The 10,195-nt window shown below is 70.5% G+C and carries 10 protein-coding genes; 5 read left to right on the top strand and 5 right to left on the bottom strand.

Annotated features, from left to right (window positions below):
* Positions 1-14: 14 nt before the first annotated feature.
* Both LMU33_RS39750 and LMU33_RS39745 read right to left on the bottom strand, forming a co-directional pair.
* On the bottom strand, positions 15-407 hold the full coding sequence (locus tag LMU33_RS39750) for a VOC family protein (RefSeq protein ID WP_228626819.1): 393 nt from the start codon (positions 405-407) through the stop codon (positions 15-17).
* A gap of 28 nt (positions 408-435) precedes the next feature.
* Positions 436-795 carry a VOC family protein gene (locus LMU33_RS39745; protein ID WP_228626817.1) on the bottom strand — a complete coding sequence of 120 codons (360 nt, stop codon included), beginning with the start codon at positions 793-795 and terminating at the stop codon, positions 436-438.
* A 94-nt stretch (positions 796-889) separates the two neighbouring features.
* Here LMU33_RS39745 and LMU33_RS39740 point away from each other — a divergent pair, with 94 nt between their 5' ends.
* The gene (locus tag LMU33_RS39740) at positions 890-1,396 is read left to right on the top strand and encodes a CGNR zinc finger domain-containing protein (RefSeq protein WP_228626816.1); all 507 of its coding nucleotides are present in this window, start codon (positions 890-892) and stop codon (positions 1,394-1,396) included.
* A gap of 108 nt (positions 1,397-1,504) precedes the next feature.
* Here LMU33_RS39740 and LMU33_RS39735 read toward each other — a convergent pair whose 3' ends face one another.
* Positions 1,505-2,848 carry a UDP-glucose dehydrogenase family protein gene (locus LMU33_RS39735; RefSeq protein ID WP_228626814.1) on the bottom strand — a complete coding sequence of 448 codons (1,344 nt, stop codon included), beginning with the start codon at positions 2,846-2,848 and terminating at the stop codon, positions 1,505-1,507.
* A gap of 180 nt (positions 2,849-3,028) precedes the next feature.
* Between LMU33_RS39735 and LMU33_RS39730 the strand changes: the two genes are divergently transcribed.
* Together LMU33_RS39730 and LMU33_RS39725 are read left to right on the top strand one after the other, a co-directional pair.
* Positions 3,029-4,186: an acyl-CoA dehydrogenase family protein gene (locus LMU33_RS39730; RefSeq protein ID WP_308280853.1), complete on the top strand. Its 1,158-nt coding sequence runs from the start codon at positions 3,029-3,031 to the stop codon at positions 4,184-4,186.
* Between the two features lie 164 nt (positions 4,187-4,350).
* Complete coding sequence (locus tag LMU33_RS39725; RefSeq protein ID WP_228626812.1) at positions 4,351-4,713, top strand: four-helix bundle copper-binding protein; 363 nt, start codon at positions 4,351-4,353, stop codon at positions 4,711-4,713.
* Positions 4,714-4,788: 75 nt separating this feature from the next.
* Here the strand turns inward: LMU33_RS39725 and LMU33_RS39720 are convergent, their stop codons facing one another.
* On the bottom strand, positions 4,789-6,114 hold the full coding sequence (locus LMU33_RS39720; RefSeq protein ID WP_228626810.1) for an LCP family protein: 1,326 nt from the start codon (positions 6,112-6,114) through the stop codon (positions 4,789-4,791).
* Between the two features lie 119 nt (positions 6,115-6,233).
* Here LMU33_RS39720 and LMU33_RS39715 point away from each other — a divergent pair, with 119 nt between their 5' ends.
* Together LMU33_RS39715 and LMU33_RS39710 are read left to right on the top strand one after the other, a co-directional pair.
* Complete coding sequence (locus LMU33_RS39715; RefSeq protein ID WP_228626808.1) at positions 6,234-6,794, top strand: acyl-CoA thioesterase; 561 nt, start codon at positions 6,234-6,236, stop codon at positions 6,792-6,794.
* A gap of 89 nt (positions 6,795-6,883) precedes the next feature.
* Entirely contained in the window at positions 6,884-8,590 is a 1,707-nt protein-coding gene (locus tag LMU33_RS39710) for an LCP family protein (RefSeq protein ID WP_228626806.1), read from the top strand.
* On the opposite strand, the gene LMU33_RS39705 is transcribed toward LMU33_RS39710, so the two are convergent.
* Complete coding sequence (locus tag LMU33_RS39705; protein WP_443728987.1) at positions 8,585-10,093, bottom strand: LCP family protein; 1,509 nt, start codon at positions 10,091-10,093, stop codon at positions 8,585-8,587. The genes LMU33_RS39710 and LMU33_RS39705 overlap by 6 nt on opposite strands.
* Positions 10,094-10,195: the final 102 nt, after the last annotated feature.

Raw genomic sequence — 10,195 nt, 5'->3', positions numbered from 1 at the left:
CTAGGTCACACGGGTTACGGGTGATCGATCCGGCACAGACAGAACGGATGCCCGGCCGGGTCTGCGTACACCTGGAAGTCCTTCTTCTCCCGGTCCTCCAGGTCCAGCGGCCGGGCCCCCAGCGCCAGCACCCGCTCGTGGGCCGCGTCGATCTCCGCCCAGGTCCGGCCCGCGTCGAAGTCGAGGTGGAACTGCTGGCCGTTGCGGTCCGCGCGTGGCCACTCCGGCGGGGTGTGGCCCTCGGCCCGCTGGAAGGCCAGCCGCGGCCCGTCCGGAACCTTCAGGACGACCCAGTCGTCGTCCTCGGCGTCCGGGGTGCCCCCGGCCACCGCCGCGTAGAAGGCGGCCAGCGCGTGCGGATCGGGACAGTCGAGCACGACGGAACGGAAACGGGCGACGGACGCCATGGTTGTCCTCCCTCGGACGTCGGACGGCTCAGCAGGCGCACAGACAGAACGGGTGCCCGGCCGGGTCGGCGTACACACGGAAGGTCCGCTCGCGGTCCTCCGCGTCCAGCGGCTTGGCGCCCAGCTCCAGCACGCCCTTCTCCGCGGCGTCCAGGTCCTCCACGACCAGGTCCAGATGGAACTGCTGCGAGGCGTCCGGCGCGGGCCACTTCGGCGGCACGAACCCCGGCGCCTGCTGGAAGGCCAGCGCCGCCCCGCCGGGCACCTTCAGGTCGACCCACTCGCCGTCCCCCTCCACCGTGCCGCCCAGCACTCCGGCGTAGAAGCCGGCCAGCGCACGGGGGTCGGGACAGTCCAGCACCACGACGCCGAGCTTGGCGAGAGCCATGACTACCTCCTTGTGTCACGGGCGAGTTACCCGTAAAGCCGGGCAACCGGTAACGGTTACTGCATGCTCCCGCACTGGAGGTAACGTCGCAACCATGAATGAGAGATCGGCCGCCCCCGGAGCCCTGGCGCTGGTCGAGTCCCTGGTCAACACGCTGGACATCGAGACCGGCGCCGACGCGCTGGACACCGAGGAGGGCCGGGGGCGCTTCGGGATCGCCGAGGACGGGCTGGCGGAGGCGCGGGAGCTGCGAGAGGCGCTGCGGGCCGCGCTGCTCGCGCACGCCGGGCACCGGCCGCACCGCGAGGTGACCCCGCTCGGCACGCTGCTGTCCGCCGCACCCCTGTACGTCGCCGTGGACGAGCGGGACGGCTCCGCCTCCCTCGCCCCCGCCCCGGACGCCCCGCTGCGCTCCCGCGTCGCCGCCGCCGTCGCCGAGGGGCTGGCCGGGGGCACCTGGATGCGGCTGAAGGCCTGCGAGGCCGATACCTGCCACTGGGCCTACTACGACCGCAGTCCGGCCGGGCGCGGCCGCTGGTGCTCGATGCAGGTGTGCGGGGCGCGGGCGAAGATGCGCCGGTACCGGGCCAAGGAGGGGTAAGACACAGGAAGTTCACCGGCCACGTATGTGTCCGGTGGTGCAGAATGCGGAAAGACGCCGGTTCGGCCGACTGAGCCTCGGCCGAACCGGCGTCACCTGTCCCGTGGGTTATGCGGTCGGGCGGCCCATCGCCCGGTACGTCCACCCCGCCCGGCGCCACAGCTCCGGGTCGAGCGCGTTGCGGCCGTCCAGGATCAGCCGGGCCGCCGTGACCTCGCCCAGCGCCGCCGGGTCCAGCTCGCGGAACTCCCGCCACTCGGTGAGGTGCAGGACGACGTCGGCGCCGCGCACGGCCGCCAGTGCGGAGTCGGCGTAGCCCAGGGTGGGGAAGACCTTGCGGGCGTTCTCCATGCCCTTCGGGTCGTACACGGTGACCTGGCCGCCCTGGAGGTGGATCTGGCCGGCCACGTTCAGCGCGGGCGAGTCACGTACGTCGTCCGAGTCGGGCTTGAACGTGGCGCCGAGCACCGCGACCCGCTTGCCGAGGAAGGAGCCGCCGCCGAGCGCCTCCCGGGTCATCTCGACCATCTGGCCGCGCCGGCGCATGTTGATCGAGTCGATCTCGCGCAGGAAGGTCAGCGCCTGGTCCGCGCCCAGCTCGCCGGCCCGCGCCATGAACGCCCGGATGTCCTTCGGCAGACAGCCGCCGCCGAAGCCGATCCCGGCGCGCAGGAACTTCGCCCCGATCCGGTCGTCGTGCCCGATGGCCTCCGCCAGCTTCGCCACGTCACCGCCCGCGGCCTCGCACACCTCCGCCATCGCGTTGATGAAGGAGATCTTCGTGGCGAGGAAGGAGTTCGCGGCCGTCTTCACCAGCTCGGCCGTCGGGAAGTCGGTCACCACGAACGGCGTGCCCTCGCCGACCGGCGTCGCGTACACCTCACGCAGCAGCTTCTCGGCGCGCTCGCTGCGCACGCCCGCCACGATCCGGTCCGGGTGCAGGGTGTCCTGCACGGCGAAGCCCTCGCGCAGGAACTCCGGGTTCCAGGCCAGCTCGGCGTCCGCGCCCGCCGGGGCGTGCTCGGCGAGGTAGCCGGCCAGCCGCTCGGCCGATCCCACCGGCACGGTCGACTTGCCCACCACCAGGGCCGGGCCGTGCAGATGCGGGGCGAGAGAGGAGATCGCGGACTCGACGTACGACATGTCGGCCGCGTAATCCCCGTGCCGCTGCGGGGTGTTCACGCACACGAAGTGCACATCGCCGAACGCCCCGACCTCGGCCCAGTCGGTGGTGAACCGCAGACGCCCGGTGGAGCCCTCGAAGCCGGCCACGTGCCGGCGCAGCAGCTCCTGAAGCCCCGGCTCGTACATGGGCGTCTCGCCGCGCTCCAGCATGGCGATCTTCTCGGGCACGACGTCGAGTCCCAGCACCTCGAAGCCCAGCTCGGCCATGGCCGCGGCGTGCGTGGCGCCGAGATAACCGGTGCCGATCACGGTGATCTTCAGGCTCATGGATGCGCTCCAGCTCGGTACGTCGGTGATGCGGCCCCTGAGCATAGTCGGGCCCCTTGCCGGGCGATTTCCCCGCTGTCGTGTAGCTCACGTAGGCGTGCTGCGGGCGGCCCTCTAAAATTTGAGTTACTTAACGGTAATTAGCGTCAGTATCACTGCGTCTTTGGAGCGTGAGAGACCGTGGCCGGAACGGCTGACTTCGACCTGTACCGCCCGTCCGAGGAGCACGACATGCTCCGCGACGCCGTCCGCTCCCTGGTCGAGGCGAAGATCGCGCCGTACGCCGCGGCCGTGGACGAGGAGGCCCGCTTCCCCCAGGAGGCGCTGGACGCCCTCGTGGCCAACGACCTGCACGCGGTGCACGTCCCCGAGGAGTACGGCGGCGCCGGCGCCGACGCGCTCGCCACGGTCATCGTGATCGAGGAGGTCGCCCGCGCCTGCGTGTCCTCCTCCCTCATCCCCGCCGTGAACAAGCTCGGCTCCCTCCCGGTGATCCTCTCCGGCGGCGAGGAGCTGAAGAAGAAGTACCTGACCCCGCTCGCCAAGGGCGACGGCATGTTCTCGTACTGCCTCTCCGAGCCGGAGGCGGGCTCGGACGCGGCCGGCATGAAGACCAAGGCGGTCCGCGACGGCGACCACTGGATCCTCAACGGCGTGAAGCGCTGGATCACCAACGCCGGGGTGAGCGAGTACTACACGGTCATGGCGGTCACGGACCCCGCCAAGCGCTCGAAGGGCATCTCCGCCTTCGTCGTCGAGAAGTCGGACGAGGGCGTCTCCTTCGGCGCCCCGGAGAAGAAGCTCGGCATCAAGGGCTCCCCGACCCGCGAGGTCTACTTCGACAACGTCCGCATCCCCGCCGACCGCATGATCGGCGAGGAGGGCACGGGCTTCATGACGGCCATGAAGACCCTGGACCACACCCGCATCACCATCGCCGCGCAGGCGCTCGGTGTCGCACAGGGCGCCTTCGACTACGCCAAGGGCTATGTCCAGGAGCGCAAGCAGTTCGGCAAGGCGATCGCCGACTTCCAGGGCATCCAGTTCATGCTCGCCGACATGTCGATGAAGATCTCGGCGGCCCGCGCCCTCACCTACCAGGCCGCCGCCGCCTCCGAGCGCGGCGACGCCGACCTCACCTACCTGGGCGCCGCCGCCAAGTGCTTCGCCTCGGACGTGGCGATGGAGGTCACCACGGACGCCGTCCAGCTGCTCGGCGGCTACGGCTACACCCGTGACTACCCGGTGGAGCGCATGATGCGCGACGCCAAGATCACGCAGATTTATGAAGGCACGAACCAAGTCCAGCGGATAGTCATGGCCCGCAACCTGCCGTAACGGCAAGGGCGGCTTCGGCTCCTCGGAAAGGCGCCCCGCGGGGCGCCTTTCTGCTGTTCGGCCGCACCTTACGACCGGTCGGTCACATGCGGGCCGGGCCCGGCCGACGTAGGACGGAAGCACACGGGGCCCGCCCCGGGCCCTCGCCTCTCCGAGGAGGAGCCATGACCCAGTCCCAGATGATGCCGGCGCTCACCCAGCAGATGCAGGACTGCATCGAGGCCTGCATGAACTGCCACAGCATGTGCGAGGAGACCATGAGCTCGTGCATGCAGAAGGGCGGCCAGCAGCAGATGCAGGTCATGCGCGCCCTGATGGACTGCTCCGAGACGACCCGCATGTGCGCCGACATGATGATGCGCCGCTCGCCCATGTCCGCCGAGATGTGCACGCTCTGCGCCAAGGTGTGCGCCATGTGCGCCGAGGCGTGTATGTCCATGCCCGACGACCAGCAGATGATGCGCTGTGCGGAGGCGTGTCGCCGCTGCGCGGAGACCTGTCGTGCGATGGCGGGCGCCGGCCTGTGAGCCCTGCCCGAACCGCAGAGTGAGGGCACCCGGCGGGGTGCCCTCACTCTGCGTACGGTCTTTGCGAAGGGTCGGTCAGTTGCCGGAGACGGTGACCTTCTCGTCGTTGTTCAGCTCGTTCACCAGCGTCTTGACCTTCGCCTTGTCCCAGACGAGGTTGCCGCCGGCGGAGCCCGAGATCGGCATGTTCATCGACGTGCCGTCACCGCCCTGGACACCCTTCATCGCCCAGAACATCGAGGCCAGGTCCCACAGGGACATGTCCTTGTCGACTATCAGGGAGTCCAGGCCCGCGCCCATGGTCGGGTAGAGCTTGAAGGGGTTGAGGACCGTCGACGGGGTGGCCACCTGGTGGGCCAGCGCCGACAGGAACTTCTGCTGGTTTTTGGTGCGCTGCAGGTCGGAGGCCGCGAACGCGTGCCGGGTGCGGACGAAGGCGAGGGCCTGCGCGCCGTTCAGGGTCTGGTCGCCGGCCTTGAAGTCGGCGCCCGAGTACTTGTCCTTGAAGGCCTTGTCGATGTTGATCGTGACACCGCCGACCGCGTCCACGATCTTGGCGAAGCCCTGGAAGCCGATCTCCACGTAGTGGTCGATGTGCAGGCCGGTGTTGTACTCGATCGTGCGCACCAGCAGCGTCGGGCCGTCGTACGCGTACGCCGCGTTCAGCTTGTTCGGGCCCATGGCGGGGCGGATCTTGCCGGACGTGGAGCCCTGGAACGAGGGGATCGTCACGTTCGAGTCGCGCGGCAGCGAGATCAGCGTGTCGCCGTTGTCGCCGACGTGCAGGATCATCATCGAGTCCGTGCGCTTGCCCTGGGCGGAGCCGGTGTGCAGCTTCTTCTCGTCCGCCTTGGACATGCCCTCACGGCTGTCGGAGCCGACGATCAGGTAGTTCGTGCCGGAGCCGGCGGACGGCCGGTCGATGACCTTGGACAGGTCGACCTCGCGGCGCAGCTTGGAGTCGGCCCAGAAGTAGGTCGCGACGGACGTGACGAACAGCACGGTCACCAGCGTGATCGCGGTCCACTTCAGCCGGCGCCGCCAGTTCGGGCGCGGCCGGTAGTGGTCGAGCTGCGGGTCCGGGTCGTTGTCGTTGGGCACGAAGCCGCCGCCGCGCTGCCCACCGCCGCCGTACACCTGCCCGGTGTTGTAGCCGCTGTCGTAACCGGAGCCGTCGTCGTATCCCTGGCCGTCGACGTACGACGGCTGCTGTGGGACTCCGGCCCCGTACGGCGGCGCCGCCGGGCCGGGGTCGCCGTAGGAGCGCTGCCCGGGCGGTACCGCCGGGCCGCGCCGCACCTGCCGCATCGCGCGGGCGCCCTCCGGCTGTGCGCCGGCACTGCCGCGTCCGTAGCGCGGGCCGCGGTTGTCGTCGGACCATCCCTGGGGCCAGTCATTCATGGGCCCCAGTGTGCAGGGCATCGGTGTGGGGCTTACAAGGGCTGTCGGAAAATAACAGCGGCGCTGTTGCGAAGCCGACACAAATTCCGCGATTGCCGCTTCGGCATAAGGTGGAGGGCATGACAGACCAGGCCACGGACGTGGAACCGGACATGGAGTCGGACATACCCGGCAAGCCGACGTCCGCCTCGCGCACCACCCTCAGCCACATCATGACCCACAACGACACCAACCTGCTGGGTACGGTGCATGGCGGGGTGATCATGAAGCTGGTCGACGACGCGGCGGGTGCCGTGGCGGGCCGGCACTCCGGCGGTCCCGCCGTCACCGCGTCGATGGACGAGATGGTCTTCCTGGAGCCGGTGCGCGTCGGTGACCTGGTCCATGTGAAGGCGCAGGTGAACTGGACCGGCCGGACCTCCATGGAGGTCGGTGTGCGGGTTCTCGCCGAGCGCTGGAACGAGTCGACCCCGCCCACCCAGGTCGGCTCCGCCTACCTGGTCTTCGCGGCGGTCGACGCCGACGGCAAGCCGCGCCGGGTGCCGCCGGTGGTCCCGGAGACCGACCGCGACCGCCGCCGCTACCAGGAGGCCCAGATCCGCCGCACCCATCGCCTGGCCCGCCGCCGGGAGATTCGCGAGCTGCGGGAGAAGCGCGCCGCCGAAGGCTTCGAGGACTAGCAACTGCCGCCCCTTCCAAGAGGGTTGTACGGAAGTGGCAAGTGTCACGTCGGCCGTCCGCCGATGATCTGTGCGGATACCGTGATGGCGTGAGCACATCAGAATCCGGCCACGGCGGCGGCTTCGACCCCGCGGACCAGTGGGTGCTGAACCCGGACACCGGCGAGTACGAACTGCGTCCGGCCCCGACCGCCGAGCCGGCCGCGCCTGCCGAGCCGGCCCCGACCGCCGAGCAGCCGGCCGTACCGGCGCCGCGGTCCGCTCCGGACGCCACGGGCCGGCCGGGAGTGCCCGGCCCTCGCCGTGCCGCGGGCCGTACCGGTGCCCGCGGCCGTGCCCAGCGCAAGGCCGGGAAGAGGTCCACCGGCAAAAGGATTCTGCTGTGGACGACCGGCACCGTCGCCTTCGTGGTCGTCGCCAGTGCCGTCGGCGGCTATCTCTACCTCAAGCACCTCGACAGCAACATCAGCACCACGGACACCGCCGGTGCCACCAGCGACTCCTTCAGCAAGGACAAGGCGTTCAACATCCTGGTGATCGGCACCGACAAACGGCAGGGCAAGGGCGACTCCGGCTACGGCGATGCCAACAGCGTCGGGCACGCGGACACCAACATCCTGCTGCACGTCTCCCAGGACCGGACGAACGCGACCGCGCTCAGCATCCCCCGGGATCTGATCACCGACATACCGGACTGCCCGACCAGACAGCCCGACGGGTCGTTCAAGACCGTCCCGGGCACCCGGGGCGTCCGCTTCAACACCAGCCTCGGCCAGCTGGGCCGCGACCCCGGCTGCACGGTCCGTACCGTGGAGCGGCTCGCCGGGGGCATGAAGGTCGACCACTTCATGATGGCCGACTTCAACGCCGTGAAGACGCTGACCACCGCCGTCGGCGGGGTCGACGTCTGCCTCGCGCACGCCGTCAAGGACAAGAAGTCCCACCTGGACCTGCCCGCCGGGCCCGCGAAGATCGAGGGCGAGCAGGCCCTGGCCTTCGTCCGCACCCGTTACAGCTGGGGCAACTTCGGTGACCTGGACCGCATCAAGGTCCAGCAGCAGTTCCTCGGCGCGCTGTTCCGCAAGATGAAGTCCGACTCCACGCTCACCAGCCCGGGCAGACTGCTGGACCTGGCGGAGACGGCGACCAAGGCGCTCACGGTGGACAAGGGCATCGGACACATCACCACGCTCAAGGACGTGGCCCTGGAACTGAAGAAGGTGCCGCCGAAGAACATCACCTTCGCCACCCTGCCGGTCCGGGACAACCCCGCCGACGGCCCGGTCCACAAGACGGTCATCGTGCAGGAGGGGCCCGCCCGGCAGGTCTTCTCCATGATCGAGAACGACGCCTCCTTCACCGGGGTGAAGAAGAAGCAGAAGGCGCAGGAGGCCGCCCAGCCCAAGGGCGCGCGCTCGGCGCCCGGCGACGTCCGGGTCGACCTCTACAACGCCGGCGCCCCCGACGGCTCCGCCCAGACGACGCTGGCCTGGCTGCAGACCGAGAAGGGCGTGACCAGGTCCAGCCAGCTCGGCAACGCCGGCACCAGCCAGCCGAGGACGACCCTGGAGTACGCCCCGGCCCAGGCCGACCAGGCGCGCGAGCTGGCCGACCTCATGGGGCTGCCGGCCTCCGCGCTGAAACCGGGCCGCAGTGAGACCAACGCCCAGGGACTCCCGGCGATCGTGCTGCGGCTCGGCGCCGACTTCCGGGGCGCGGGCGTCCCCCTCACCGGCCCGGCGACGCCCCCGGCCGTCCCGACGCACACGGCCGACCAGGTGAAGTGCGCCTCATGAGCCGGCTCCGGGGCACACGACCTCGCTGCCGCGCACAGCCACCTGCTGCGGCCGGGCGGGGTCCTCGAAGTGCACCTTGTGCACGTTCTTGAAGTCCGCCCCGGCGGTCACCCTCAGCAACGGGCCCTGGCCCGGTACGGCGCGCAGCTGGGCTCCCGGCAGGGCGGCCGCCAGGGCACGGGCCGAGCGGTCCCAGCGGGGGTCGTACGAAATCACGGAGTGCGGTACGTGTGCGGCTGCCGTCACCGGCAGCCGGGTCGTGGCGAAGCCGGTCGCCGCGAGGCCCGCGTCGACGCGTTTGCCGAGGCCGACCGTGCCGGTGCCGTTCTCCACCTGGACCCGGATCTGCCGCGGGTCCACCTCCACGGGCGCCGAGGGCGCCGGGCCGTGGCCGCGCTGCGGCTGGTCCACGGTGAGCGGCTTGTCGTCGCGCAGGGACGAGAAGAGCTGGTCCGCCTTGGCCTGGTCCCACTTCACGGTCGAGCCGAGGCCCTTGACGGCGTAGTTCATCTGCACGATGGGCACGGTGGTGAACTCGGAGGAGGACGGGGAGAAGTTCCGCATGGCCCGGCCGAGGTCGAGCAGCTCGTCGGTGCCGAAGCCCTCGTCGGCGCGGACCGAGCCGAGCACCGCGCGGGTCACGTCCCTGAACCGCATCGGGTTCAGCAGCACCCCGGAGGAGGTGGCCCGCTCGATCAGCGCGGCCAGGAACCGCTGCTGCCGCTGCATCCGGCCGAGGTCGCTCGCCGCGTCCACGTGCCGGGCCCGCACGTACTGCAGGGCATGCCCGCCGTCCAGCATGTGCGTGCCGGGGCTGAGGTCGAGGCCGGTGTAGGAGTCCTTCAGCGGGGTCGTCGTGCAGACGTTCACCCCGCCGAGGACGTCCACGGTCCTCATGAAGCTGGTGAAGTCGACCTCCAGATAGTGGTCGATCTTCACATGGGTCATGTTCTCGACCGTGCGGATGGTCAGCTGGGGGCCGCCCTCGGCGTAGGCCGCGTTGAGCTTGACGGGGTGCGGTGCGACCTCCCGCCGGGAGCTGACGTCGGTGTGCGCGGGAACCTCGGCGTAGGAGTCGCGCGGCAGGCTCACCACGGTGGCCCGCTCCCGGTTCTCCGAGACGTGCACGATCATCATCGTGTCGGTGCAGTGGCAGGGCACCCCGCCCAGCCGGTACTGCCGCCGCTCCGCCGCGGTGATCCTGTCGCGGCCGTCGGTGCCGACCAGCAGGATGTTCATGCCCTGGCCCGCGCGCGGCCGGTTCTTCATGTCCTTGAAGGCGTCGATCCTGGCGATCCCCGCGTCCAGGCTGCTCATCACCGCGTGCCCGATCCCGGCGGAGGCGAGCACCACGACCGACAGCGTGCTGACCGCCCGCATGGCCCAGCGTGGCCGCCGGGGCGGCCGTACGGACCGCACGGGCCGCTCGGGCGGACGCGGCACACGGCGGGGCGGCTGCGGTCGGCGCTGCGGACGAGCGGGGGACCGGGGCGGGCTTGCCAAGGGGGACACCTCCGGACGACGCCGTACGTGGGATCCGTGAGCACGGTAGGCCGATACGATCTCCAGCCCGGCCCTCCGCCCCGGCGGCGCGCACCGGTGTCC

The sequence above is a fragment of the Streptomyces barringtoniae genome, assembly GCF_020819595.1.
Lineage (GTDB): Bacteria > Actinomycetota > Actinomycetes > Streptomycetales > Streptomycetaceae > Streptomyces > Streptomyces barringtoniae.
The sequence above is the reverse complement of the archived record's forward strand: the minus strand, read 5'-3'. Positions and strand labels throughout refer to the sequence as shown.